At 61.4% G+C, this 25,330-nt stretch carries 17 protein-coding genes, 1 tRNA gene and 5 pseudogenes; 10 read left to right on the top strand and 13 right to left on the bottom strand.

Annotated features, from left to right (window positions below):
* Nucleotides 1–14: 14 nt before the first annotated feature.
* The 4 genes from ACA046_RS12685 to ACA046_RS12670 all read right to left on the bottom strand — a co-directional run bounded on the left by ACA046_RS12685 (nt 15) and on the right by ACA046_RS12670 (nt 5,108).
* Nucleotides 15–1,754 (bottom strand): ABC transporter ATP-binding protein, encoded by a 1,740-nt coding sequence (locus ACA046_RS12685; protein ID WP_497676675.1) that lies wholly within the window; start codon nt 1,752–1,754, stop codon nt 15–17.
* Nucleotides 1,748–3,541, bottom strand: coding sequence for an ABC transporter ATP-binding protein (locus ACA046_RS12680; RefSeq protein WP_497676674.1), 1,794 nt, complete (start codon nt 3,539–3,541; stop codon nt 1,748–1,750). Before ACA046_RS12680 ends, ACA046_RS12685 begins: the two co-directional genes overlap by 7 nt.
* A 90-nt stretch (nt 3,542–3,631) precedes the next feature.
* Nucleotides 3,632–4,588: a FecR domain-containing protein gene (locus ACA046_RS12675; protein WP_497676673.1), complete on the bottom strand. Its 957-nt coding sequence runs from the start codon at nt 4,586–4,588 to the stop codon at nt 3,632–3,634.
* Nucleotides 4,589–4,598: 10 nt separating this feature from the next.
* A complete protein-coding gene (locus ACA046_RS12670; RefSeq protein ID WP_497676672.1) occupies nt 4,599–5,108 on the bottom strand; it encodes a sigma-70 family RNA polymerase sigma factor in 510 nt (169 codons plus the stop codon).
* A gap of 463 nt (nt 5,109–5,571) precedes the next feature.
* Here ACA046_RS12670 and ACA046_RS12665 point away from each other — a divergent pair, with 463 nt between their 5' ends.
* Nucleotides 5,572–6,123, top strand: a complete 552-nt coding sequence (locus ACA046_RS12665) for a GNAT family N-acetyltransferase (RefSeq protein WP_497676671.1) — start codon at nt 5,572–5,574, stop codon at nt 6,121–6,123.
* On the opposite strand, the gene ACA046_RS12660 is transcribed toward ACA046_RS12665, so the two are convergent.
* The 5 genes from ACA046_RS12660 to ACA046_RS12640 form a co-directional block, all read right to left on the bottom strand.
* A complete protein-coding gene (locus ACA046_RS12660) occupies nt 6,120–6,689 on the bottom strand; it encodes a P-loop nucleotide/nucleoside kinase family protein (protein ID WP_497676670.1) in 570 nt (189 codons plus the stop codon). The genes ACA046_RS12665 and ACA046_RS12660 overlap by 4 nt on opposite strands.
* Before the next feature lie 57 nt (nt 6,690–6,746).
* Entirely contained in the window at nt 6,747–7,646 is a 900-nt protein-coding gene (locus tag ACA046_RS12655; RefSeq protein ID WP_497676669.1) for a homocysteine S-methyltransferase family protein, read from the bottom strand.
* The gene (locus ACA046_RS12650; protein ID WP_497676668.1) at nt 7,643–8,692 is read right to left on the bottom strand and encodes an ABC transporter substrate-binding protein; all 1,050 of its coding nucleotides are present in this window, start codon (nt 8,690–8,692) and stop codon (nt 7,643–7,645) included. Before ACA046_RS12650 ends, ACA046_RS12655 begins: the two co-directional genes overlap by 4 nt.
* 11 nt (nt 8,693–8,703) lie before the next feature.
* Nucleotides 8,704–10,710: an ATP-binding cassette domain-containing protein gene (locus ACA046_RS12645; RefSeq protein WP_497677073.1), complete on the bottom strand. Its 2,007-nt coding sequence runs from the start codon at nt 10,708–10,710 to the stop codon at nt 8,704–8,706.
* Nucleotides 10,711–11,055: 345 nt separating this feature from the next.
* Complete coding sequence (locus ACA046_RS12640; protein WP_497676667.1) at nt 11,056–11,925, bottom strand: isocitrate lyase/PEP mutase family protein; 870 nt, start codon at nt 11,923–11,925, stop codon at nt 11,056–11,058.
* A 324-nt stretch (nt 11,926–12,249) separates the two neighbouring features.
* Between ACA046_RS12640 and ACA046_RS12635 the strand changes: the two are divergent.
* Both ACA046_RS12635 and ACA046_RS12630 read left to right on the top strand, forming a co-directional pair.
* A pseudogene (locus ACA046_RS12635) lies at nt 12,250–13,329 on the top strand (HAMP domain-containing protein); the annotation flags it as partial.
* 321 nt (nt 13,330–13,650) lie between these two features.
* Nucleotides 13,651–14,193: pseudogene (locus ACA046_RS12630) on the top strand (methyl-accepting chemotaxis protein); the annotation flags it as partial.
* Nucleotides 14,194–14,315: 122 nt separating this feature from the next.
* Here the strand turns inward: ACA046_RS12630 and ACA046_RS12625 are convergent.
* Both ACA046_RS12625 and ACA046_RS12620 read right to left on the bottom strand, forming a co-directional pair.
* Nucleotides 14,316–14,789, bottom strand: a pseudogene (locus tag ACA046_RS12625) (methyl-accepting chemotaxis protein); the annotation flags it as partial.
* 117 nt (nt 14,790–14,906) lie between these two features.
* Nucleotides 14,907–15,671: pseudogene (locus ACA046_RS12620) on the bottom strand (PAS domain-containing protein); the annotation flags it as partial.
* 157 nt (nt 15,672–15,828) lie between these two features.
* Here ACA046_RS12620 and ltnD point away from each other — a divergent pair.
* The 5 genes from ltnD (at nt 15,829) to otnI (ending at nt 21,201) form a co-directional block, all read left to right on the top strand.
* Nucleotides 15,829–16,827: an L-threonate dehydrogenase gene (ltnD, locus tag ACA046_RS12615; protein ID WP_083676702.1), complete on the top strand. Its 999-nt coding sequence runs from the start codon at nt 15,829–15,831 to the stop codon at nt 16,825–16,827.
* 10 nt (nt 16,828–16,837) lie between these two features.
* Nucleotides 16,838–18,130 carry a 3-oxo-tetronate kinase gene (otnK, locus tag ACA046_RS12610; protein ID WP_497676666.1) on the top strand — a complete coding sequence of 431 codons (1,293 nt, stop codon included), beginning with the start codon at nt 16,838–16,840 and terminating at the stop codon, nt 18,128–18,130.
* Nucleotides 18,127–18,765: a 3-oxo-tetronate 4-phosphate decarboxylase gene (otnC, locus tag ACA046_RS12605; RefSeq protein WP_258344937.1), complete on the top strand. Its 639-nt coding sequence runs from the start codon at nt 18,127–18,129 to the stop codon at nt 18,763–18,765. Before otnK ends, otnC begins: the two co-directional genes overlap by 4 nt.
* A gap of 182 nt (nt 18,766–18,947) precedes the next feature.
* Nucleotides 18,948–20,408, top strand: coding sequence for a GntT/GntP/DsdX family permease (locus ACA046_RS12600; protein ID WP_497676665.1), 1,461 nt, complete (start codon nt 18,948–18,950; stop codon nt 20,406–20,408).
* Nucleotides 20,409–20,418: 10 nt separating this feature from the next.
* On the top strand, nt 20,419–21,201 hold the full coding sequence (gene otnI / locus ACA046_RS12595; RefSeq protein WP_459028088.1) for a 2-oxo-tetronate isomerase: 783 nt from the start codon (nt 20,419–20,421) through the stop codon (nt 21,199–21,201).
* 50 nt (nt 21,202–21,251) lie between these two features.
* Here otnI and ACA046_RS12590 read toward each other — a convergent pair whose 3' ends face one another.
* Nucleotides 21,252–22,073 carry a DeoR/GlpR family DNA-binding transcription regulator gene (locus ACA046_RS12590; protein WP_318304099.1) on the bottom strand — a complete coding sequence of 274 codons (822 nt, stop codon included), beginning with the start codon at nt 22,071–22,073 and terminating at the stop codon, nt 21,252–21,254.
* 222 nt (nt 22,074–22,295) lie between these two features.
* Here ACA046_RS12590 and ACA046_RS12585 point away from each other — a divergent pair, with 222 nt between their 5' ends.
* Together ACA046_RS12585 and ACA046_RS12580 are read left to right on the top strand one after the other, a co-directional pair.
* A complete protein-coding gene (locus ACA046_RS12585; protein ID WP_497676664.1) occupies nt 22,296–23,147 on the top strand; it encodes an EcsC family protein in 852 nt (283 codons plus the stop codon).
* Between the two features lie 164 nt (nt 23,148–23,311).
* Nucleotides 23,312–25,108: pseudogene (locus ACA046_RS12580) on the top strand (sensor domain-containing phosphodiesterase).
* Between the two features lie 123 nt (nt 25,109–25,231).
* Here the strand turns inward: ACA046_RS12580 and ACA046_RS12575 are convergent.
* Nucleotides 25,232–25,307 (bottom strand) — tRNA-Gly (locus ACA046_RS12575).
* Nucleotides 25,308–25,330 lie beyond the last annotated feature (23 nt).

The following is a 25,330-nucleotide window of genomic DNA, read 5'->3' as shown; positions in this document are numbered from 1 at the left end:
TCCTGGCGGGTCCACTAGGCGATACGCCACCCCTTCGACGCCCGCCGTTGCGCCAGGAACCGGGCATAACGCCCCTGCCGAGCCGTCAGTTGTTCAGGCGTGCCGTGCTCTACGATCCGGCCCCCATCAAGCACCACGATCTGGTCGGCCATCACCACCGTCGACAACTGATGTGCGATCACGATCAACGTGCACTTGCCGCGCAAGCGTGCCAGGGTTTCGGCGATGACCGCCTGGTTCTCGGCATCCAGTGCAGCAGTGGCTTCATCCACCAGCAGGATCGGCGCGCCCTTGATCAACGCACGGGCGATCGCGATACGCTGGCGCTCGCCGCCGGACAGGCGTGCACCGCCCTCGCCGACGCTGGTCGACAGCCCCATGGGCAGACGCTCGATAATCGACTGCACACCGGCCTGCCGCGCGGCCTCCAGCACTTGCGCATCGCTGGCGTCAGGCTTGCCCAAGCGAATGTTGTCAGCGACGCTGCCCTGGAACAGGTACGTGTCCTGGAAAATCTGGCTGATCTGCGCGTTAAGCTGCTCGCCAGACATCTGTCGCACATCCACGCCACCGATACACACCTGGCCTTGGCTGACCTCGAAAAACCGCGCAACCAGTCTCAGCAGCGTGGTCTTGCCCGAGCCGGAAGCGCCCACCAGCGCGGTCATACTGCCGGGTTCAATTCGCAGGTTCACGCCACGCAGCACGTCTCGAGGACCACCTGGGTGACGAAAACTCACATCGAACAATTCCACTGAAGCATCCCGTGGGGGTTGCGGCGCGCTCGGCGCCTTCAGCGGCGATGCGGCCAGGATCTCGCGCACCGCCTCAAGTTGCATCCCGGCGCCGCGCAACGTCTCGCCATAACCGGCCACCTCCAGCAGCGGGTCAATGAAGCGGCTGACCAGCAACAGCGACACCATCACCGCGATCACCGAGCCTACGTGTAAGGGATTACCCAGGTACGCGTCGAGCCACAATGCGGCGGCGATCAACAAGGCGGCGAACGCCACCTGCACCAGCCACGTATTCAGCAGCACCGAGGTTGCGGACAACAGGATCAGGCGCGCCCCTGTCGCGTGTTGCTGCTCAATCGCCCGTTGCAGGAACACCGAGCTACCGCCGCCACTGAACGCACGCAACACCGACTGCGACTGGGCGAACTCCAGCATGCGCTGGCTGGTGTCAGCCGAGCTGCGTTGGAACGCCCGGTCAGCACGCCGGCCAATCCGTGCGCTGAGCCAGAATGCGGCCCCGAGAATCGGCAACGCCAACAAGGCGATCAGGCCCATTTTCCAGTGCAGCACGAACAGCGCCAGCACCAGCACCAACGGCGTCACCACGCCGCTGAGCACCGGGGTAAACACATGGGCCGGGAGCTGGGCCACGGCCATCATGCCTTGGGTCACCACCTGGTTGAGCCGCGCGGTGTTATCCGGGGTAAACCAGCCGACAGGCAGCCCGGCCACGTGGTCGCCGATCCGCTGACGACCGCCTTGCAGCACCGCCACGCCCACCGCGACGCCGGCCTTTTCAACTTCCCGTCGCGTAGCCCAACACGTCGCCACCGCTGCCAGGAACACCGCCAGCCACAGCGCCGCTTCGGCAAGATCACCGTTGAGCATATCGATCAGCACCGGCACCAGCGCAGCAATGGTCAGCCCGCACAGCGCGCCGTAGAACACCACCTTTCTCACATAGCGATGCAACACCGGCGCGTCGTCGCCCAACAGTTCGATAAAGGTTTTCAGCATGTCGGCAGCGCCTGTTCGCGGGTCTGTTTGTAGCCGCCCGACGCCCACAGGCGCGCGTAGCGGCCTTCCTGTGCGATCAGTCGAGGATGGTTGCCCTGTTCAACGATGCGGCCGTTTTCCAGCACGATGATGTGGTCGGCGTGCATCACGGTGTCGAGGCGATGGGCGATCACCAACAGCGTGCGCCCCTGGGCAAAGCGCGACAGCGCGTCCTGGATCGCCACCTCGTTCCCGGCATCGGCGGCGGCCGTGGGCTCGTCCAGCACCAGCACCGGCGGCGCCAGCAATACCGCGCGGGCGATGCTGATGCGCTGCTGCTCGCCACCGGACAACTGCGCATCCTCGCCGATCACCGAGGCGTAGCCCCGTGGCAAGCCGATGATGCACTCATGGATATTCGCGGCCCGTGCGGCCGCCTCGATTTCCTTGCGGCTGGCGCTGGGCCGGCCGAGGGCGATGTTTTCGGCAACGCTGGCGTGGACCAGGCGTACCTCTTGCAGCACAAACCCGATCAGGCTGTATAGCTGCGAAGTCTCGACCTGCCGCAGGTCGACGCCGCCCAGGGTGATACGCCCCTCGGTCGGGTCGAAAAAGCGCAGCAGCAGGCGCGCCAGGGTCGATTTCCCCGAACCCGAGGCGCCCACAATGGCGGTGACGGTACCAGGCTTGAGGGTGAAGCTGATGTTCGACAGTACCGGGTTCTGTGGGTCGTAGGCGTACCCGAGGTTTTCCACGCGCACCTCGGCGTCCTTGGGCAAGCGTTCGGAACCCGGCTCCGCCTGCGCCAGTACCGGTGTCGCCAGCAGTGCCTGTACACGCTCGGCGGCGCCAACGGCGTTGTTCAGGTCGTGAGTGATGTAACTCAGCAGCATCAGCGGCGCGCAAATACCCGGCGCAACAATGGCGAACGGCAGTACCTCCACGGCGCTGATCCAGCCCAGGCTGACAAACGCCAAGCCGAACGTCAGTACCACCGCGAGCACCGTCACCGGGGCGATCATTGCGTTTGCGTTGGCCATCGTCCCCACCAGTGGCCGGGTGAATTCAACGAAGGCCTCGCTGAAATCATCCACCGCCTTGCGGTAACCGGCGTGGGCCTTGCCGATGGCACCGAAAGCCTTGACCACCGGAATGCCGTTGACGAACTCGACCACCGCGTTATTGACCCGGGTCATGCGCTCGACAAAGGACTGCATCTCGCTGCCGCTGGCGTTCATCGCATGATTGAAGAACAGGAAAAACCCCGGAAACGGCAACAGCGATACCAGCGCCATGCGCCAGTCGACCGTGAACAGGTAGACCGCCGACAGCAGCACGGCCCCGGCGCAACGCCCTACGCTGGTATAGAAGTGCGCAGTCAGGCTGTGCAGGGTGCCAATATCGTCTTGCATCGCCTGCTTGACCTCGCCCGATGCCCGCTCGGTGAACCAGCCCAGCGGCACCTGGCTCAGTCGCTGAGCGATTGCCAGGCGCAGGTGACGAGTGAGGTGGTTGTCGGCCAGGTGCGCGACCGTCTCTGCAACCGTCATCAACAGCAGGCCCACGAACAGGCTCGCCAGGCTGACACTGATGGTCAACCACAGCTCGCCCGATGCCTGGGCCATCGACGGCCCGCCGAGGGCGATCCTGGCGATATGCACGATGCCCCCCAGCGGCACCAACGTCAGCATACTGCCCGCACCGGCCAGCAGTGCCGCAGCGATCAGTCGCCCGCGCACCGGCCGCAACACTTGCGAGACCGCGCCCCGCCCCCTGGGTTTGGCCGCAGCCACATCCTTGTTACTCATGAAGTCTCCCTGACTGAATGAGCCTTTGCTCGCCCTTACCTTATCTTCCGAACGAGCAGCCAAAACCCTCAATCAAATCTCAAGGTTTTATCAGGCAGGGGCACTCACCGTCACCCAATAGCGGGTGCGCTTCACCACTTGTATCGGCAACGCGGCGGCCAGATTGTCCAGGGCCAGGTCGGTGTTTTCCAGGTGCAACACGCCGCTGACCCGCAGCATCGCCACCTCCGGCGCACAGCGCAGTACACCGGGGCGGTAGCGCGCCAGTTCGGTGATCAGCTCGTCCAGCCGGGTGCCATCGGCCATCAACAGCCCCTTGACCCAGGCGATGCTGCGGTCTGTCACTGCAGCAGTCGGTTGCACCTTGTCCCTGGAAACCGTGGCACCCTGCCCCGCATCCACTCGCGCGACTGCGCCCTGCGCAGGCTGCACCTGCACGGCGCCCTCAAGTACTGCCAACTGGCAACTGTCGTCGTACTGTCGCAGGCTGAAGCGCGTGCCCAGCGCCTGAAACAGGCCCTGGTGACTCTGCACCCGAAACGGCCGGGACGAAGGCGCAGTGGTGATGAAGACCTCACCGGCCCGCAGCAGCACCAGGCGTTGGTGGTCGTCGAATTGCACGTCAATCGCCGAGGCGGAGCCCAACACCAGGCGGGTGCCCTCGGGCAATACGACTTCGCGAATTTCGCCAGTGCGGGTGCTACGGCCGGCACTCGCCAGTTGCCAGGCGTCGGTGCGGCGCACGCCGTAGGTGAGGCCGCCGGCTGCGACCAACAGGCCGAGCAGGCGCAGGGTGCTGCGGCGATTGAGGGAATCGGGGGCTTCGGGTTCGGCCAGGCTGTGCTTGGCTACTGCGGCGGGGACGCTGTTGAGTTTTTGCTCGAAGCCCAGCAAGCGTGTCCAGGCCAGCTCGTGATGGGGGTGTTCGGCGCGCCAACGCTGGCAGTTGGCGTGGTCTTCGGCGCTGGCGTCATCGGCCCACAGGCGGGCCATCCAGGCGGTGGCGCGCTCGATGATATCGGGGGCGATTGGCTGTTCGGTCGACATCGCCGATGGGTCAGCCGTGCAGGGTTTGATAGCAAGCCAGCAGGCCGGCGGCGATGTATTTTTCCACCGATGAGACGGAGACTTGCAGCTCGGCGGCGATCTCGCGGTAGCTCAGGCCGTCGAGTTTGCACAGCAACAAGGCCTGGCGTGCCTTGGGTGGCAGGCTGTGCAGGGCGGCGTCGATTTCGATCAAGGCCTCGATGGCCAGGGCGCGGGTTTCTTCATCGGGCGCGCAGGGTTCGGGCAAGAGGCTCAGGGCTTGTAAGTAGGCGGATTCGATCTGGCGACGGCGGTAGAGGTCGATGACCAGGCCGTTGGCGATTTGGGTCAGGTGGCGGCGAGACTCGCCGGTGGGCGGGAGTTGGCCTTTGCGCATGAGTTGCAGGTATACGTCGTGGGCCAGGTCGGCGGCGTCGAATGCGTTGCCCAGCTTGCGCCGCAGTACGGTGCGCAGCCAGCTGTTGTGGTCGACGTATAGGGTTTCAACCTGGCGTTGAAAGGCGAACTGTCCGATGTTCACAAACCTCTCCTTTTACCCAATGGGCCCGGGGGCATTGGGGTTTTGGTAATGGTTGGCAAGACTATCGGCTCTGGGGCGTGGGTGCAATGTGGAGGGGCTGGGTGGGGTGATGTGTGCCTATCCGTTTTTCGGTAACGGCGGCTATTGGGGCGCCTAAGATCAAAAGCAGATCAAGAGCACAGCGGCCTACCGGCCGGCTTGAGTGTTGTAAATCAAAAGCTAAAGCGGGCACGGTCCAAATGTGGGAGCGGGCTTGCTCGCGAAGGTCGTTAACGATGACGTTGGCATTCTGGATGAACGCGGCGCTCTCAGGTTTTTCGCGAGCAAGCCCGCTCCCACATAAAAGCAGCTCTGCTTTCACTCCCCACACGGTGCGTGGGAGCGATTATGGGCCCACTTGATTGATTTTTTGCCGTGCAAGACACACCTTAGAGAATCGTTTTTCTAAAAGGTGACGCCCTCTGTGTCCGACTTTCCCATCGTCAAAACCGAACGCCTGACCCTCAGGGAGCTGACACAGCAGGACGCGGCGGCGTTGTTTGCGATTCATGGCGACGCAGAGGCAATGAAGTGGTTCGGCACCGATCCGCTGACCGAGCCTCACCAAGCGGAGCAATTGATTGAGGTATTTGCCAGTTGGCGTACGTCGCCCAACCCAGGGATTCGCTGGGGGATTGAGGACACAGCCACGGCAGAGCTGATTGGCACCTGTGGATTCTTTAAATGGAATCGTGGGTGGCGAAGCTGTGCGATCAGCTTTGAGATGGCGCAATCGGCACAAGGACGAGGGCTGATGAAGGAGGCGGTTTACGCCGCCGTTCGATGGGCGTTCCAGCACATGGAACTCAACAGGATCGAGGCGCTGGTTCATCCCGACAATGCCCGCTCACTGAACCTGCTTGAAAAAGCCGGCTTCGTGCGTGAAGGAACGCTGAGGCAGGCGGGTTACTGGAACGGGACTCATCAGGACCTGGTTCAGCTATCGCTGCTACGGGCGCAATGCACGTACCTTTAACGAGTGTCGAACGCCTGTTGTTCAACGGTCTGTACCCACACAAATCCTTCGTCTTCACTGGGCGGCTCAAGCATGCTGAACACGCTTTTCAGCGCGTCTTCAGGCACCCTTTTGTCAGCGCTACGACTCGAATTTCGCGCCAATGCCAGCTCCAGCGGAGCGCTCACCAGAATGCCGGCCACCGGGACAGCATATTCCCTCGCGATGGACAGCAGTTCCTCCCGATGACGCCGCGCCGGCAGGGCAGCATCGAAGACGATCGCCCCGCGACCCAATCGATCAAGGTTTTCCGTCACCCAGCGAGACTTGCCAGCGCCCTGCACGCCCATGACCACGTACACATGAGCGCCCGCTGTCGCTTGTGACAGCTCGTGCCTGAAGCGTGCATACGCAAGCTGCCATGCCTGCCGATTTCGTTCGGGCGTGAACTCCCTACCGAACTCGGTTTCCAGATAATCGTCCGGGTTGATCACCAACGGCAGCGCCGCCTCCTGCGTTCCGGTTTTTTGCGCATCCAGATTCATCAGTCTGAATGCCCGCTTGGGGTGTTTGGCGTTATCCGTCATGGAAGTCAACTTGCACCACCTCGATATCAAGGCCACTCATTTTCCGGCCACCTCCCTTTACGGTATCAGGTGCAGGTGCAACTGCGCGATGTGCTCAGGTCCAATGCCGCAGCAGCCGCCTACAATGGTCGCACCCGCCTCGACCCAGGTTCTGGACCAATCCAGGTAAGACTCGGGGCCCAGGTCACTACGAATTTCCAGCAACGTGCTGTTCGCCTTGGCCTCTGTGTTGACGGGAGGAAACGCGTTGGCGTAAACCCCCAGCTCAATGCTTTGGCCAAGGCTTTGAATCACAACCCGGGCCTCGGTGAGTGCCGCTGCCATGACTTCCGGCTGGCTGCAATTGAAGAGCACCGCCTGCGCGCCCAATTGTGCCGCCACACGTACAGCGTCGCCCACCGGCTCGGTGGAGCGCAGCCGCGCCGGGCCATCCACTTCATCAAGTAGCGTGAACGACACCCAAAGTGGCTTGGATTGCGTGCCCAACGCCTCAACGACTGCTCGAACTTCAGCAGTCGAGCTTTGCGTCTCCGCCAGCCATACATCCACATGAGCTTGCAGCCCGGCGATCAGCTCGCGATGGATCGCGACCGAGCGCTGGTGATCAAACAGATCCGGCCGATAGGAACCCAGGGCCGGAGGCAAGGAGCCGGCCACGGCGACTGGCTCGGCACTCCCGGCGGCAGCCTGACACGCCAGGCGCCCTGCCCGCTCTGCCAGCAGACGACCCTGCTCGGCAAAACGTACATCGCCGATATGAAACGGCACCACTGCATAGCTGTTGGTGGTGATGATCCGGGCACCGGCAGCAATGAATGCTCCGTGAGCCTGGAGCACAAAGTCCGGCGCCTCGATCAACGCCAGTGCCGACCATTCAGGCTGGCGAAACGGCGCCCCGATGCGTTTCAACTCCCGGCCCATCCCGCCATCGAGCAGGCGCAAAGCAATCTGGCTCATGGGTTTGTACTCACTTTTTGCGCCGACGGGGCCAACCATTGATCAACCGTGGCCGTGTTCGCCTGGACCCACGCCTTGGCCGCTGCATCTGCCGGCAGTTTCTCTTTTTCGATCTTCAGGATCAGGGTATTCAACTGCGCCGGTTCAATCGAGAAATTACGCAGGAATTCAGCGATTTTTGGCGCACGCTTCTGCAAGGCCGTCGACGCCAGTACGTAGACCTTGGCGTCCGGGAAGGCGCAGGTGATCTGGCTCTTGTTCAGCCAATCCGGGTCGACCGTCGGGCTGATAAATTTCCAGCAACCATCGGCCTTGTACAGCGGGTCATCCTTTTTGTTGTCCTGGGCATAACCGTCGAACGCCGGTTCTTCCAGGCGACGCAGGTCAAAGGCCGAGAAGATCCAGTCCGGGGTGTAGGCGTAAAACACCACGCCGCGTTGGGCCTTGTACGCTGCCGCCAGCTTGGCGTAAGTCACAGAAGCCTCGGTGGACACCGCCTCGAATTTATCGGCGAACCCATAATCCTTGGCCTTGATCTGGCCGATATACGTCGACTCCCAGCCCGCCGGGCCGACCAGTAGCTGTGCCTCGCCACCGCCCAGCGGCTCGAAGAGCTTGGCCACTTCCGGTTTTTTCAGGTCGTAGACCGATTTCACACCGTACTTGTCCTGGATATACCCCGGGATGTAAAACCCCTGCTCGCCGGCATAAGGATGGTCGTTCGGCACCAGTGGACGGGTGCCGCCTGTCACGTATCGGGCCCATGCTGCCGACTGGTTGGGCAACCAGATGTCGGTCAGCACATCCACCGCGCCGTCGCCTTTGGCAGCGGCACTGAACAGCACCGCCACGTCCCCGGCCAGGTACGACACATCACCGTTCAGGCGGCTTTCGATGACTTCTCCAAGAATGTGCTGAATGGCGATTGCGCCCGTCCAGTTTTGCTCGCCAATGACAATCTTGTCCTTGGCGAAAACCGTCGGGGAGAGAATCAGGGAAGCCAACAATGCGGCGGCTCCCAAGCGGCGCGATAAGGGTGTGTTCACGATAAATCTCACTATGGGTTGTGCAGGTGATCTTGCTTGCGCAAGCTCGATTGAATGATTCGATCCGGGATAAGCGCGCACAGCACAATCGCAACACCGGCCAGCATGCCTTCGCCACCCTTGATGTTGCGCAGTGCCGTCATCACGTCATAACCCAGGCCTCCGGCGCCGATCAGCGCAGCGACCACGACCATCGACAGGCTCATGACGATGGTTTGGTTAATGCCCAGCAATAAGGAACGGCGAGCGAGCGGCAACTGGACCTTGATCAGGGTTTGCCAAGGGCTGGCACCATGGGCGACAGCGGCCTCGACGGCATCCTTGGGGACTTCCTGGATGCCCAGCGATGTCAGGCGAATCATCGGCGCCAAGGCAAAAATCACCGTCGCGATCACCGCCGGTGTCTTGCCCACGGAGAAGAACGCCACGGCGGGAATCAGGTACACAAAGGTGGGTAGCGTCTGCATCACATCGAGCAACGGCGTTACTACGCGGCGAAACAGCGGTCGCTTCGCCAGGAGAATGCCGGTGGGCACGCCGATGATCAGCGCGATCAGTACCGACGAGCCCACCAGTGCCAGCGTGGCGATGGTTCTCTCCCAGAAACCGAACAGGCCGATGTACAGCAACGCGGCGCTACTGGTCAGCGCCAGCGCCAGGCCGGCTGAACGCCAGGCCAACAACACCAGCGCCAATGCCGAAACTGACCATGGCAGCCATCCCAGCAGGTTTTCGATGCCCTCGATGACGGTACGGACGGCGACAATCACCCCGACAAATGCGCCTTCGAAGGTCACCTGAGACCAACCGATGAACTGGTCGATACTGTCTGCTGCAAACAGCAAGGCTTGCCGGTTTGCCGGAAACTGGAGCAACGCGCTACGGGTGTCCGGCGTGATGACTCGCCAGACCACCAGCGCCTCACTCGCAAGCAGTACCAACAACGGCAGCCCCCAACTCGATACGTTGCGGCGCACCGGCTGCCGGCTGAGGGAAACAGCCAGGAAACGACTGGCGCCGAGCACCGCCATGCCGGCCAGGACCGCGAGCCACGCGCCGCTGATAATGCCTTTGACCAGGAAGGTCAATGCGGCAAGTTCGGTGGCGAATGCCAGCCAGAACAAGCCGCCCTTGCCACGGGCAGCCAGCGCTGCCGGCCCCAGCAGAAGCGCTTGCCAGCCGCGCAGACCGGGGTTGACGTGTTGCTCACGAGGCTCGGCATCGGGAGCCTGGAGGCGGACGCTGGCAACGCGTTGTACCGGGGAAGGTGTGGGCGTGCAGTCGCGAAAAAAATCGGCGACTTCTGCATCGGCAGGACGTTCAAGCAACTGTGCCGGAGTGCCCAATTGCACCAATTGGCCTTTGCGTAGCACGGCAATACGATCGGCCAGCAGGATGGCTTCCGCCGGGTCGTGGGTGACCAGCAAGGTGCTGATCCCGCGCTCACGTGCCAAGGCCAGGAAATGACGCTGCAAATCGCGGCGGATGGTGGGGTCGAGTGCGCTGAATGGCTCGTCCATCAGCAGGATATCGGGCTGCGTCACCAGCGCCCTGGCCAACCCGACGCGTTGCTGCATGCCTCCGGAAAGCTCATGGGGATAATGTTCTCCCCAACCGTCCAGCCCGACGGCCTTTAACTGCGTAATGGCGGCCGTATGACGAGCCGGCTCGGGTTCCCCGCGCAACTCCAATGGCAACGCGACGTTGTCCAGAACCGTGCGGTGGGGTAACAGGCCGAAATGTTGAAACACCATGCCGATACGGCGCGAGCGCAATGCACGCAAAGCCTTGCTGCTCAGCTCGCTGATGGCCTCGCCTTCAATCAAGACCTCGCCACTGGTGGGCTCGATCAAGCGGTTGATGTGCCGCAGCAACGTCGACTTGCCGCTGCCGGAGGTGCCCATCAGGCAGAGGACTTCTCCGCGGCGTACCTTCAAGTTGATATTGCTGACGGCTGGCAGCGCAGACGCGTCTTTTCGCGCATAAGCCTTGGTGATGTTTCGCAGCTCAAGCACCACATCACCGTCGTTCGCGTGATCGTCTCCGGTCCCTTCAGGGTATCGGGAAGGCTCGACCCAGGCAGTCGCCAACGGGGATTGAATGATTGTCACAGTAGCTCCAGGTAGCCAAACGCAAAAAAAAGCGCTGCGCTTGAAGCGCAACACCTTCCGTGGGCATAAAGCTAAACGATCTTAAAAAGCAGGAATAAATACCTTTTTTGCATTAGCTTAAGCGCTGCGGTTCGGACGTTGTCGGCGGTGGCAACCCACGAAGAAACACGTTTGTGCAGACGAAAAAAAAGGACCTCTTTTCAGAGGTCCTTTTTCAGTTTCTGTCGCGTAACGCCTGACGCCTAGAAGGCTCTACTCTTGAACATCCATGAACTCTTTGGCCCAGCTCACGTAGGTGTCGGGGAAGGTGTAGGTATGGGTCAGTTCGCTGGCGGTCAGGTTTGAGGTGCTGCGGGTGAGGTTGCGCTGCTCGCGGAGGCTGTCGTAGGTGGCCTTGATGGAGGCGAAGTACGCGCCGTGGCCGGCCACCACAATCCGCACACCCAGCTTGGCCAGGCGTTCGTTGTCATTGAGGTTCGGGTTGGCGTAGGTCACCAGCATCAGCGGAACCGTCAGGCCTTCGGCGATCTGCTCAAGGTGGTCGAAGTCACGGATGCCCACCATGCAGATGCCGTCTGCGCCGGCTTCTTGATACGCCTTGGTGCGATGGATGACGTCTTCCACTGGCAGCACGGCGGCGTTGGTCCGCGCGATGATCGAAAGCTGCGGATCGACCCGCGCTTCCAGGGCTGCCTTGACCTTGCCCACGCCCTCTTCCGTGCTGATGAGGTCGGTGGATTTGCGCCCGAACTGCGCGGGCAGCAAGGTATCTTCAATGGTCAGCGCTGAAACGCCCGCACGCTCCAGTTCCTGGACGGTGCGCATCACGTTGAGGGCATTGCCGTAGCCGTGGTCGGCGTCGGCGATCACCGGAAGCTGCGCCACCCGGCCGATGCGGGTGGCCTGCTCGACGAACTCACTCAGGGTAATCAGCGCGAAGTCGGGCGCTGCCAGAACCTGCAGCGACGCCACCGAGCCACCCAGGATGCCGACTTCGAAGCCCAGGTCTGCAGCGATCCTGGCAGACATCGGGTCGAACACCGAGGCGGTGTGAAAGCAGTGCTGGGAGGCCAGCAGCTCGCGAAACGAGCGCCGCAGATCATGGTGGGAAATTTTCGACATGTTCACTCCTCACTGTCGCCGTATACGCGGGAACGACCAGTGCCAATTCAAAAGTGAGGCTAGCGTATCACGCCGGAAAAAGATGGTTGATGACGTTTGAGAAACTTATACATCACGTTTAGCAGCGGCGTTTGATGGCGCTGTGTTCGAGGAATGAGACCACCAGCCCCCACCGGTAAACCGTGCCTTCGCCCTCAAGTGAGCGCCCCCGCAGTCGATACACAGAGGGTACGCATGGCCACACCCGCCTTCAAAACAACACATGCGACGTTCGACGCAACTGTTTTCTCCTTGCCAAAACTATAAATACCCGCAGGTGAAGTCATGAATATCAAGCAGAAGCTGACCTGGGCCTTTGCGGCCATCGCGTGCCTGCCGGTCATCCTGGTGGCCATTCTGGTGGTGCTGAATGTGCGCGAGGGGGCCATGGCCAATTTCCTCGACAGCAGCGGCCGCGAGATCCGTCAGATCGACAACGGCATGAAGCAGTTTTTCGACGGCATCAGCCAAAACGTCGAATACGTGGCCAAGGACCCGCGCGTTGTCGCGGCCAAGGACCTCAAGAGTTATGCCGGCGCCGACGCTGCGCAAATCCCGCTGACGGCGACCAACAAGGACCTTCTGGGGATTTTCGACCAGTTCGCCAAAAGCCATCCCAGCACCGCCTACCTGTCCCTGGGACTGAGCGACGGCGGTTACGCCAGTTGGCCTGACGACACCAAACTGAACAACTACGACCCGCGCGTGCGCCCCTGGTACCAGGCGGCCATCGCTGCGCCAGGCAAAACCGTGCGTACCGGCGCGTACTATTGGGCGCCAGACGATGTGTCGCTGATCGGCACCGTGCACACCGTCGCCGACGACACGGGCAAGATCCTCGGCGTCGTTGGCCTGGACGTGTCGCTCAAGCAGCTCACCGAACTGGTGCGCAACATCAAGCTCGGCGACAGCGGCTACCTGATGCTGGTGGAAGCCAACGGCAACGTGCTGGTAGACCCCAGCGACGCCAAGCACAACTTCAAACCGATGGCCGACCTGGGCGCTAATTATGCCGAGCTGGCCAAGCGCGGCGACGGCGTGACCCAGGTCGACATCGAGGGTGTGACCTACATGGCCAACGTGGTCAGTTCCAAAGACCTGGGCTGGCGTTTTATCGGCCTGATCAAGCGCGACGAAGTGATGGCCGGTGCCACTCGCCTGACTTGGCTGATCGCCGCCATCGCCGCCGCACTGGCCGTGGTGTTCGCGATCGTCGGCGCCAGCTTTGCCAGCGTGATCGTGCGCCCGATTCGCGGGGTGGCCGACGGCCTGCAAGAGATTGCCGAAGGTGAAGGTGACCTCACCCGCCAGCTCAAGGTGCAGGGCAAGGACGAAACCGCCAGCCTGGCGGGCTGGTTCAACCAATTCCTGAGCATGATCGCCCAGTTGGTGCAGCGCATCGGCAATGCCTCTTCCGACCTGCAAGCCGCCGCCGCCGACACCCGCGACGTCGCCCACAACATGAACCAGGCGGCAGGCCGCCAACGTGAAGCCGTGGAGCTGGTCAGCACCGCCTTCAACGAAATGGTGGCTACCGCCAACGAAGTCGCCCGCTCCTGCAGCGCCGCCGCATCGAGTGCCGACGAAGGCTACCGCGATGTGCACGACGGCCAGCAGCATATCGGCGAAGCCACTGGCAGCGTGCTCAAGCTTAGCGAAGACCTGCAGCGCTCCACCCAGACGATGCAGCAACTGGAGCAGGACAGCAAAAACATCAACACCATCCTCGACACTATCCGCTCGATTGCCGAACAGACCAACCTGCTGGCGCTTAACGCCGCCATCGAAGCCGCACGTGCCGGTGACCAGGGCCGCGGGTTCGCTGTGGTCGCCGACGAGGTGCGTGCGCTGGCCCGACGCACCGCCGACTCCACCGGCGAAATCGACAGCCTGCTGGGCAACCTCGCCCGCCGCACTCAGGAAGTCACCCAACAGATGCAGGGCAGCCTGCTGGTGTCCCACACCAGCGTGGAACGCATCCAGCAGGCTCGCGACAGCTTCGACAAGATCCGCGGCTCGGTCGACTCGATTCGCGACCAGAACACCCAGATCGCCACCGCCGCCGAGGAGCAGCACCAGGTGGCCGAAGAGATCAACCGGCACATCGCGCAGATTCATGCCGATGCCCAGTTGGTGGAAGGCTTCGCGCATTCGGCACAAACCGGGTCCGGACGGTTGACGGATATTTCCGGTCAGCTCAAGGGCCTGGTGGGGCGCTTCAAGTTCTAGGCATTTCGCTGAGGGTAATGCCTGAACCGCACACAACACCGGCAAAAAAAAGCGCCACTCAATGAGTGTGGCGCTTTTTCTATTCCCTGTTCGACGTCAAGACCCAGGCGTAGCTTGAACCTCTACCCCACCCAACTGATCGCGGTCTTTGGAATTACTTCGGATTCATCGAGCTTGGAAGCGAACATGCTCACAGCCTCGACCGCGTCGCTGGTGCCGTTGCGAATCTGCAAAATCACCGAACCGGCTTGATCGGCCAGCGTAACGCCGCGCTGCGCACCTTCCTGGGTGGCATTCATGCTGACGACCGCGTCCCGTGTCTCGGCGAGAATCTTGCTGATCATCTCGGCGATTTCCGCCGTGGAGCGGCTGGTGCGCCCCGCCAGTTGCCTCACCTCGTCGGCGACCACGGCAAACCCTCGCCCTTGATCCCCTGCCCGGGCGGCCTCGATGGCGGCATTGAGCGCCAGCAGGTTGGTCTGGTCGGCAATCCCGCGAATGGTATTGACGATCGCGGTGATCTGCTCGGAGCGATCGCCCAGTTGCCCCACCAGTCGCGCAGACGCCCCGATGTTTTCGGCAATGCGGCGCATCTCACTGGCGGTCTCTTGAATGACCTGGGTGCCCTGCTCGGCAAACTTCTCGGTCTCGGCAGAAATATGGTAAGCCCGGGAAGCGCCGCGGGAGTCGGCCTCGAATTTCTCGACCCGCTCGGTGATGTCACTGGCGAACTTGACGATCTTGGTCAACTTGCCGTCGGCGTCATACACCGGGTTATAGCTTGCCTCCAGCCACACGACGCGGCCGTGCTTGCCCAGGCGTTTAAATTGCCCGCTGAAAAACTCGCCCGCATTCAGGCGACGCCAGAAGTCGGTGTACTCATTGCTGTTAACCAGCCCGGGTTCGCAAAACAGGCGGTGATGCTTACCCTTGAGTTCCGCCAGCCCATAACCCATGACATTCAGAAAGTTTTCGTTGGCGACCAGTACATTGCCGCTCAGATCGAACTCGATCACCGCCATGGCCCGGTCCAGCGCTACGAGCTTGCTGCGGGTGGCGGCCTCCTGTGCCACTTTGTCGGTGACGACAAGCGCGTACTTGACGATCTTCAGCACCTGGCCACGTTCGTCCAGTACCGGGTTGTAACTGGCCTCCAGCCAGACAGTCTGCCCGTCTTTATTGACCCTCTGAAAGGTGCCGGAAACGAATTTTCCGGCCCGAAGTGCGGCCCAGAATTCACCGTACGCCGCGCTGTTCGTCAATGCAGGCAAGCAAAAGTCCCGATGTGACTTTGCACTCAATTCATCCGGGCGGTATCCCAACGCCTGCAAGAAGTTATCGTTGGCGCGAAGCACCTTGCCGTTCAAGTCGAACTCGACCACGGCCATCGAGCGCTCAAGCGCAGCCACCAATCCTTTGTACCCTGCAACATCGGCCGTCCTGGCCGCCAGTTCTGTTTTCAACGTTTTATTGAACATGACGTACCCCTTCAGAGCAATGGACTCTAAAGGCGCTATCGGCTGTCCGGTACGGAACTAAACACAGCCCGGCAGCCTTTTTATTTGACGTCAATTTAGTGCGCTTTGCCGGGTGCCACCCGAGCCTGCGCGACGCTCACACCGCCAATGTTAAAATATGTTATTTGAAAAAATTACTTCACATAATCTGATCACTGGTGGATTATCAGCCCAACACGTATCACCCCCTGACCACAAAACAGGAACCCCCATGAATAATAAGAACGTAGGCGTTATTGGACTTGGCGCGATGGGCCTGGGCATTGCCCGCTCGTTGCTGCGCAACGGTTTCAATGTGCATGCCTGTGACGTGCGTGAAGCCGTCACACAACAGTTCGCCAGCGAAGGCGGCGTAGCCTGCAGCTCACCGGCACAGATGGCGGGTGAATGCGATGTGATCATCACCGTGGTGGTGAATGCCGAACAGACCGAGACCGTCCTGTTTGGTGAGCACTCGGCGGCCGCCGCATTGCGCCCGGGAAGCCTGGTGATTGGCTGTGCCACGGTGGCGCCGACCTATGCGGTGGAGCTGGGCCAGCGCCTGGCAGAAGCCGGGTTGTTGTACCTGGACGCGCCGATCTCCGGCGGCGCCGCCAAGGCCGCGGCCGGCGAAATGACCATGATGACTTCCGGCCCGTCCGAAGCCTATGCCAAGGCGGATGCGGTGCTCGCGGGCATGGCCGGCAAGGTCTATCGACTGGGGGACGTGCATGGCCTGGGCTCCAAGGTCAAGATCATCAATCAGTTGCTGGCGGGCGTGCACATTGCCGCCTCCGCCGAAGCGATGGCGCTGGGGCTGCGCGAAGGGGTCGACGCCGATGCCTTGTACGAGGTGATCACCCACAGCGCCGGCAATTCCTGGATGTTCGAGAACCGCGTACCGCACATTCTCAAGGCCGATTACACGCCATTGTCCGCCGTGGATATTTTCGTCAAGGACCTGGGCCTGGTGCTGGATACCGCACGGGCCAGCAAGTTTCCGCTGCCGCTGTCGGCCACCGCGCACCAGATGTTCATGCAGGCCTCCAGCGCCGGTTTCGGGCGTGAGGACGATTCGGCGGTGATCAAGATTTTCCCTGGCATCGAACTGCCGACCGCCAAGCCTGACTCCGTATAAGGACCGCTCCATGAACCTACCTGCCGCACGCCCTTTGCTGGGCTGCATTGCCGACGATTTCACCGGAGCCACTGACCTCGCCAATATGCTGGTGCGCGGCGGAATGCGTACGGTGCAGAGCATTGGCATTCCGAGCGACGAAGTCGCGGCCGGGCTGGACGCAGACGCCATCGTCATTGCCCTGAAGTCTCGCACCCTGCCCGTTGCCGAAGCCATCGCCGACTCCCTGGCCGCCCTGGAATGGCTGCGCGCACAGGGTTGCGAGCAGATTTTCTTCAAGTACTGCTCCACGTTCGACTCGACGTCCGCCGGCAATATCGGCCAGGTCAGCGAAGCGCTGCTCAAGGCGCTGGGCAGTGACTTCACCCTCGCCTGCCCGGCGTTTCCGGAGAACGGCCGGACGATCTTCCGTGGCCATTTGTTCGTGCAAGACCAGTTACTCAATGAGTCGGGCATGCAGCACCATCCGCTGACCCCCATGACCGATGCCAACCTGGTCCGTGTGCTGCAATCGCAAACCTCATACAAGGTTGGGCTGCTGCGCTACGACAGCATCGCCCAGGGCGTTGCGCAGGTTCGCGAGACAATCGCCGAACTGCGCGCCCAAGGTGTTGGCATGGCGGTTGCCGATGCGCTGTCCGACCAGGACCTTTATACCCTTGGCTCCGCCTGCGCCGACTTGCCACTGTTGACGGGTGGTTCGGGCCTGGCCCTGGGGCTTCCGGAAAACTTCCGCCGTGCCGGCAAGCTGCGCGACTTCGATCCGGCGTCGCTGCCGACGGTGGAAGGCGGCGAAGTGGTGTTAGCCGGCAGCGCGTCGATCGCCACCAACGGCCAGGTTGCCGCCTGGATCGAGGCCGGGCGGCCAGCGCTGCGCATCGACCCGCTGGCCCTGGCGGCCGGTGAACCGGTGGTGGCAAACGCCGTGGCTTTTGCACGCAACCAGCCACACACCGTCTTGATCTACGCCACCAGTACTCCGGACGAAGTCAAGGCGGCCCAGCAGCAACTGGGGGTCGAGCATGCGGGCGAGCTGGTGGAGAACGCCTTGGGCGCCATCGCCCAGGCCCTTCGCGACAGCGGCGTACGGCGCTTCGTTGTCGCAGGCGGTGAAACCTCCGGTGCGGTAGTCAAGGCTCTCGGCGTACAGCTGTTGCAGATTGGCGCGCAGATCGACCCCGGGGTGCCGGCCACCGTGAGCAACACCGCCGAGCCGCTGGCGCTGGCCCTCAAGTCCGGCAACTTCGGCGGCCGGGACTTTTTCGACAAGGCCCTGAAGCAATTGGCCGGAGGTGCGCAATGAGCCGCGAGAACGCACTGCGCGAGGAGATTTGCACGGTTGGGCACAGCCTTTATCAGCGCGGGTTTACCGTGGGCAGCGCCGGCAACATCAGCGCCCGGCTCGATGATGGCTGGCTGATCACCCCCACCGACGCCTGCCTTGGGCGCCTGGACCCGACAGCCATTGCCAAAGTCGATCTGGCGGGCAAATGGGTGTCGGGCGACAAGCCGTCGAAGACCCTGGCCCTGCATCGCCAGGTCTACGATCGCAACCCTGGCGTGGGTGGCGTGGTGCATACCCATTCCACCCACCTGGTGGCCCTGACCCTGGCCGGGGTGTGGAGCCAGGACGACATCCTGCCGCCGCTGACGCCGTATCAGGTGATGAAAGTTGGCCATATCCCATTGATCAACTATCAACGCCCTGGCGCACCCAATGTCGCCGAACAAGTGGCGCAACTGGCCAACCGCGTACGGGGTGTGATGCTCGAACGCCTGGGGCCGGTGGTCTGGGAAAGCTCCGTGTCCAAGGCCAGTTATGCCCTGGAAGAACTCGAAGAAACCGCACGGCTTTGGCTGATGAGCAACCCGCGCCCGGCGCCACTGGACCAGGCCGCACTGGACGAACTGCGGGAGACGTTCGGCGCCCAGTGGTAGGTCTCCGGTTTTATCCGCAACGCCTCTGATGCACGTCTTCGCGACGAGGCAGCCACGCTGTCGCGAGCACGTGCCTGAACAATAAAAACAACAGGACATTCCAGCATGATCAAGCCCTACTGCAGTGTTGACCCTTACAGCGGCACTCACCTTTTGCACGCTCAATGCGCAGGGTGGATGCTATGAGCCCGCTTATTCTGATGGCAACCGCCGGCCTTGGGATCGCGCTGCTGCTGTTTCTGGTGCTCAAGTACAAGTTCCAGCCGTTTGTGGCGCTGATGCTGGTGAGCATCCTGGTGGCGTTGGTCGCCGGGGTGAAACCGGCCGACCTGGTCGCCACCATCGAAGGCGGGATGGGCAAGACCCTCGGCCATATCGCAATTATCATCGCCCTGGGCGCCATGATCGGTCGCATCATCGAGTTGTCCGGTGGCGCCGAGGCGCTCGCGAAAACCCTGATCGAACGCTTCGGTAACCGACGCACGCCACTGGCGTTGACGGTGGCCGGCTTCATCATCGGTGTGCCGGTGTTCTTCGAAGTCGGGGTGATCATCCTGATGCCGCTGGCCTATGGCGTTGCCCGCCGTGCGCGCAAACCGCTGCTGATGTTTGCCTTGCCGATGTGCGCGGCGCTGCTCACGGTGCACGCCTTCCTGCCTCCGCATCCAGGTGCCGTGGCGGCCGCCAGCCAACTGGGCGCCGACCTGGGGCGGGTGCTGATGTTCGGGCTGCCGCTCACGGCGTTCCTGTGCTACGTCGGCTACCGCGTGGCCGGAGGCATGACCCGCCGCTTCTATCCGATGTCCGATGATATCCGTGCCGAAGTCTACGGCCCCCACGTGACCAACGATGACCTGCGCGCCTGGCATAACGGCAACGCCCAGAACGTCGAACAGGGTGCGGGCGCCATCGCGCATAGGGGTCTCGAAGAATCCACCAGCAGTCTCGTTGCCAAGCTGCCGCCCGCTCCGGCACCGGGTTTCGGGCTGATCGTCAGCCTGATCCTGTTGCCCATCATCTTGATTCTGCTGGGCACCCTGGCGACGTCGCTGCTGCCCATCGAGTCGACGTTGCGGGCGATCATGACGGTCCTCGGCGCTCCGTTGGTGGCATTGCTGCTCGACACCTTGCTGTGTGCCTGGCTGTTGGGTTCCCGTCGCGGCTGGAGCCGTACCCAGGTGTCCGATGTGATCGGCTCGGCATTGCCCGGCGTGGCCATGGTGATCCTGATCGCCGGTGCCGGCGGCGTGTTCGGCAAGGTGCTGGTGGACACCGGGATCGGTGCGGTGGTCTCCGACTTGCTGCGCACCACCGGGCTGCCGGTGCTGGCGCTGGGCTTCTTGCTGACCATGCTGCTGCGCGCGGTGCAGGGTTCGACCACCGTGGCGCTGGTGACGACAGCGGGTATCATCAGCCCGTTGATTGCCACGCTCAACCTGACGCCCAACCATATGGCCCTGCTGTGCCTGGCCATGGGCGGTGGCGGGCTGGCGATGTCGCACATCAACGATGCCGGCTACTGGATTTTCACTAAACTGGCCGGCCTTAATGTGGCCGACGGCCTGCGCACCTGGACGGTGATCACCACCCTCCTGGGTACCCTGGGTTTCCTTGTCACCCTGTTGATCTGGCCTTTTGTCTGAAGGAGTTCACATGCCTCGCTTTGCTGCCAACCTGAGCATGCTCTACCCCGAACGTCCGTTCCTGGAGCGCTTCGCCGCTGCTGCCGCCGACGGATTCGAAGCGGTGGAGTATCTGTTTCCCTATGAGTACGGCCCGCAGGAACTCCAGCAACGCCTGACCGACAACGGCCTGGTGCAAGCCCTGTTCAACGCGCCGCCAGGTGACTGGGCGGCGGGCGAGCGCGGCATCGCGACCTTACCGGGTCGCGAGGACGAATTTCGCGACGGTTTCGACCGGGCGCTGGAGTACGCCGCCGTGCTGGGCAATACCCGCATCCATGTGATGGCCGGCTTGCTGCCGTCGCAAAGCGACCGAGCGCGGCACCATGGCGTGTACCTGGAAAACCTTGCCTACGCTGCCGCCCAAGCGGCGCAGGCCGGCGTTACAGTGCTGCTGGAACCGATCAACACCCGAGACATGCCGGGTTTTTTCCTCAACCGCCAGGATCAGGCACAGGCCATCTGCAAGGAGGTCGGCGCCCGCAACCTGAAGGTCCAGTTCGACTGCTATCACTGCCAGATCGTCGAGGGCGACCTGGCCGTGAAGCTGCGCCGCGACATGGGCGGCATTGGCCATATCCAGATTGCCGGCGTGCCTGACCGCCATGAGCCGGACCTCGGAGAGCTGAATTACCCTTACCTGTTCGAGCTGATCGATGAACTGGGGTATGACGGCTGGATAGGCTGCGAATACCGACCACGGGGCGACACCTCGGCCGGCCTGCAATGGTTGCGGAACTGGAAGGCACGCTAAACAACGCTACCCTGCCCTGCGCAGCGCTCGCAGCAGACCGAAAAGACCCGTCAGGCAGGCGTGAGGTCGGACGGCAACATCAGTTCGACCCCTTGCTTGCGTATGCCGTCCGCCGCGGCGGGCGCCAGCGCGGCATCGCTGATGACGATATCGAACTGCTCCAGCCCGGCGATCTTGTACATGCTGAAGGTGCCGTACTTGGAACTGCTGGCCACCAGCACCACTTGCGACGCCGACTGCATGGCCACCTGCTTGACCTCCACCTTCAACGCCGAAGGAGTGGTTATCCCGCGTCGCAGGTCCCAGGAACTGGTGGAGATAAAGGCGATGTCGGTGACCACCTGGCGCAGGGTGGCAACTGCAAGCCCGCCGACACACGAATGGTTGGAGTGATCCAGCTGCCCGCCCGTATGAATCACCGTCACTTGCGGGGCATCCATCAGCGCCTGTACCACGCCGAAATCGTTGGTCACCACCGTCATGCCGGCGAGTGCCTTGATGTAAGGCACGATCTCCAGCGTACTGGTGCCTGCGTCCAGGTAAACCGTCATGTCCGCACGCAGCAAGCGCGCGGCAAGCCTGGCCATGGCCTGTTTCTGCGGCAACTCCACCACGGCCTTGAGCTGATGGCTCGGCTCGCTGTGAAGCTGGCTGGCAATGCGCACCCCACCGGTGACCGAATACGCCCGGCCTTCCTGCTCCAGCAACGCAATGTCGCGCCGCACGGTCATGTGGGAGCAGTCGAACATCTCCATCAACTGATGAACACTCAGCACTTGATGCTTGCGCAATTGACGCAGTATCAGCTCACGGCGCTGATCAGGAATCATCGGTGCGCCGCTCTCGGCGGTGATGTCCTTCTGGCTTGGCATTCGAGGCTCCAACGGGTACGGCGGACGGGGTTCGGGTGAACCCCATAGTAGCGAATCCATCGCCGCCCGTGCGAGCCCGACAAAAAAAGCCGAGTTCAAGATGACTGACCGCTAAACGACCTGCTGGCGAACGAAGCACGTACGCAGGCAAAGAATGGGCAAAGCCTGACGGCACCATGGCCCGCCCCAACGGTCTTTGGTTTATGAGAGCCGGAAAAATCCATGGAGACACCTGTGAACATCAAAGACCACCCCGAGGACTACCAGGAACTCAAGCGGGCCGTCGGCTTGCTCGAGGCACCCTCCTTGACCGCCAGGCTGTCCGGCATGATCGGCTCACCCATCGAAAGTGCGGTGAAGGCATTGCCGGCAGTGGTTTCAAAAAGGATCAATGGCGCCGTGGCGGCGGCGCTGCACTCCTCCGCCGGCGCGGCGCTGAAGAGCCTGGAGAACAGCCCGAAAAAGCCGGCCTCCACCCGGCTGCACAAAGCCTTCGCGGCGACTTCGGGCGCTATCGGCGGAGCCTTCGGTTTTGCGGCGCTGTTCGTCGAACTGCCGATCTCCACCACCATCATGATGCGCGCGGTCGCCGATGTGGCGCGCAGCGAAGGTTTTGACCTGGGGGACTTTGCGACCAAGCAGGCGTGTATTGAGGTGTTTGCCATGGGCGGCAACAGCCAGGCCGACGATGCGACGGAGACGGGTTACTACATGACCCGCAGCTTCACCACCCAAGCCATGCAACAACTGTCGAAGGAACTGGCGGGAATCGCCGCCAAGCAGGGTTCCAAGGCCATCAGCACCTTGTCCCCGGGGCAAGCCGGCAAATGGCTGGCGATCCTGATCGATAAGGTCGCGACCCAGTTTGGCTTTACCATTTCCAGCAAGTTCGCGGCGCAGGCCGTTCCCGTGATGGGCGCCTTTACCGGGGCGACCATCAATACGCTGTTCACCCACTTCTATCAGGACATGGCGCGGGGGCACTTCATCGTCAAACGACTTGAAGATAAATATGGGTTTGAGGCGGTCAAGGATGAGTACATGGCCATCAAGGCAGCCCCGCGGGTGAGCTAGACGCAGGGAAATGCCTGACGCCACGATGCCCTGGGAGCAGGTTTGCCGGGAGAGGCCGCCCGGATGCATACGTTTGCGCTATCTGGTGAATAGAAAAAACAACATCATAATGATGGCACTGTCTGATACTTTGTTGTACGAACTTAGCCACTCCGAGGATTGTCATGGGCGAAGGCGCTCCTATTCCGCCGAATGAAGTTGAACGGCTAAAAGAGGTCGCGAAATTTTGTCCACCCGACAGCGACTACGATGATGTCTTTGAAAAAATCGTCGAGATGGCGTCTGCCTACTTCAACGCCCCCATCGCACTGATTTCAATTGTCGATAAACACCGGCAATGGTTCAAAGCACGTGTGGGACTGACAGAAACGCAGACACCGCGAGAAGTTTCTTTTTGCGCCTACTCTACGCTGGACAATTCCCTGCTGGAGGTGTTGGACGCAACGCTGGATGCCCGTTTCAAACACAACCCCCTGGTAACAGGGCCGCCGCATATTCGTTATTACGCGGGCGCGCCGTTGACCACGGAGGATGGTTTTACACTGGGAAGTCTCTGCATCATTGACACCGTCTCCCGCCCCCCCATGAACGAGCGTGACAGCGCGATGCTCAACGGCTTCGCCGAGTTGGTGATGATGCGCATACAGGGCATGCGGTCTCGCAACTTTATAGACCAACCCACGGGGCTGTTTAATCGACTCAGGCTTGAAGAGGATATACGTCAAGCGCTGAAGCTAAAGAAACCGTGCCGTGTGTATGCAGTTGACATTATCTCGCCAAAGTTCCTCAACGATATTGTAAAGGCCCTGGGATATAGCTTTGCGGGAGACCTGGTCCTGGCGATCAAATCTCGCCTGCAAAAACTCTTACCCGCACGGTGCCTGCTTTACAAAATAAGCCCGACCCGATTTGGCTTCCTCCTTGAGGGGGAACAAGCCACCGAGCACATCTGCGCAAGTATTCTGACGGACTTCAAAAAACCGGTTGAATGCCACGGCATCCCCGTACTCATGCAAGTGGGGATTGGCGTCCTGCCTATTCATGGCGCAGGGCAGCAAGACTGGCTGCGCCTGCTGGTCAGCGCGGCGGATGAGGCGCGTGACCGCTAGCTGGGATGGTCTCTCTACAAACCCCATTTTGATGCCGCTCAACAACGCGCTTTCATGTTGTTGAGTTCGTTGCCGGAGGCGGTCAGCTCCGACCAACAGTTCAGCCTGGTGTATCAGCCCAAAATCAAACTGCCTTCCGGAAGCTGTCATTCGGTGGAGGCATTGTTACGGTGGACCCATCCGTTGCTTGGCCCCATCAGCCCTGCTGAATTCATACCCTTGGCTGAAAAAACCGCCCTGATACCCTCCGTTGGATTATGGGTGCTCAACGCAATCATCCGGCAAACGGTTGTTTGGAAAGCGCAAGGTCTGCGTCTGCGGATAGCGATGAATATCACTGTCAGCGATCTGGAGAGTTCCGAGTTCGTAGACGCGATGATTCATGAAATTCAAACATACGGCCTGGATCCGACCAGCTTTGAACTTGAGTTTACCGAAAGCATGCTGATGACCAACCCTGAAGAAGTCATTCGGCAGCTGGAACGGGTTCGTAAGTTTGGCGTAGAGGTTGCCGTGGATGATTTCGGCACGGGCTACAGTAACTGGGCGTATTTGAAGGAACTACCGGCCACTAGCGTCAAGCTTGATCAATCACTGATCAGCGGACTGGGCACCAATCAAAATGACAAGCAACTGGTTAAAACCCTGATAGGCCTGGCGAAGGGGCTCGGCTACCGCGTCGTTGCCGAAGGCGTAGAAAATGAGGAAATCCTGGATCTTTTAATACAGTGGGGGTGTTCCGAAGCGCAGGGCTACCTTATAGCAAAGCCTATGAGCGCAGCGGATCTGGAAGCCTGGATAGGAGTGTGCTCTGGCGCCCCTTCATTAGACGGTACCCAAAACCCTACTTAAACGTAATGGATCGCTCTGGATTTCAGTAGTTTTGCGCAGAAACGAAAAAAGACGCCGAAGCGTCTATTCCATAAATCGCAGGCAAAAAAAAGCCACTCGTTAGAGTGGCTTTTTCTTTGTGTTTGGAGCGGGAAACGAGACTCGAACTCGCGACCCCGACCTTGGCAAGGTCGTGCTCTACCAACTGAGCTATTCCCGCGTCTTGGTGATGCGCATTCTATA

Source organism: Pseudomonas sp. LBUM1641, assembly GCF_059716235.1.
Note: the sequence above shows the minus strand (reverse complement) of the source record. Positions and strands in the feature narration are given on the sequence as shown.

Excerpts from the sequence above, each read along its gene's own strand:
- ACA046_RS12685 (WP_497676675.1), bottom strand. The coding sequence starts at position 1,754 with ATGCTGAAAACCTTTATCGAACTGTTGGGCGACGACGCGCCGGTGTTG.
- ACA046_RS12680 (WP_497676674.1), bottom strand. The coding sequence starts at position 3,541 with ATGAGTAACAAGGATGTGGCTGCGGCCAAACCCAGGGGGCGGGGCGCG.
- ACA046_RS12675 (WP_497676673.1), bottom strand. The coding sequence starts at position 4,588 with ATGTCGACCGAACAGCCAATCGCCCCCGATATCATCGAGCGCGCCACC.
- ACA046_RS12660 (WP_497676670.1), bottom strand. The coding sequence starts at position 6,689 with ATGACGGATAACGCCAAACACCCCAAGCGGGCATTCAGACTGATGAAT.
- ACA046_RS12655 (WP_497676669.1), bottom strand. The coding sequence starts at position 7,646 with ATGAGCCAGATTGCTTTGCGCCTGCTCGATGGCGGGATGGGCCGGGAG.
- ACA046_RS12640 (WP_497676667.1), bottom strand. The coding sequence starts at position 11,925 with ATGTCGAAAATTTCCCACCATGATCTGCGGCGCTCGTTTCGCGAGCTG.
- ltnD (WP_083676702.1), top strand. The coding sequence starts at position 15,829 with ATGTTATTTGAAAAAATTACTTCACATAATCTGATCACTGGTGGATTA.
- otnK (WP_497676666.1), top strand. The coding sequence starts at position 16,838 with ATGAACCTACCTGCCGCACGCCCTTTGCTGGGCTGCATTGCCGACGAT.
- otnC (WP_258344937.1), top strand. The coding sequence starts at position 18,127 with ATGAGCCGCGAGAACGCACTGCGCGAGGAGATTTGCACGGTTGGGCAC.
- ACA046_RS12600 (WP_497676665.1), top strand. The coding sequence starts at position 18,948 with ATGAGCCCGCTTATTCTGATGGCAACCGCCGGCCTTGGGATCGCGCTG.
- otnI (WP_459028088.1), top strand. The coding sequence starts at position 20,419 with ATGCCTCGCTTTGCTGCCAACCTGAGCATGCTCTACCCCGAACGTCCG.
- ACA046_RS12590 (WP_318304099.1), bottom strand. The coding sequence starts at position 22,073 with ATGCCAAGCCAGAAGGACATCACCGCCGAGAGCGGCGCACCGATGATT.
- ACA046_RS12585 (WP_497676664.1), top strand. The coding sequence starts at position 22,296 with ATGGAGACACCTGTGAACATCAAAGACCACCCCGAGGACTACCAGGAA.